The sequence below is a fragment of the Photobacterium sp. R1 genome, assembly GCF_054600795.1.
This window is the reverse complement of the sequence record NZ_BAAHZP010000337.1, coordinates 1-313: the sequence shown is the minus strand read 5'-3', so window position 1 is coordinate 313 and position 313 is coordinate 1. Positions and strand designations below refer to the sequence as shown.

The 313-nt window shown below is 51.1% G+C and carries 1 protein-coding gene; it reads left to right on the top strand.

The features are described from left to right. The coding region (locus tag ACYP03_RS25310) for a UvrD-helicase domain-containing protein (protein WP_459782573.1) at nucleotides 1-313 on the top strand (313 nt) is incomplete at both ends.

The following is a 313-nucleotide window of genomic DNA, read 5'->3' as shown; positions in this document are numbered from 1 at the left end:
GGGTCATCACCAATAAAATCGCTTACTTAGTACAGCAATGTGGCTACAAAGCCCGCAATATTGCTGCGCTGACATTTACCAATAAAGCGGCGCGGGAAATGAAAGAGCGGGTCGGGCAGACCCTGGGTCGCCAGGAAGCCAAAGGGCTGATGGTGTCGACCTTCCACACGCTGGGCCTGAATATCATTCGCCGTGAGTACAAAGTACTGGGGCTGAAAGCGAGTTTCTCTCTGTTTGACGATCAGGATCAGATGGCGCTGCTCAAAGAATTGACGGAAGAGCAGCTCGACGGTGATAAAGACTTGCTCAAAAT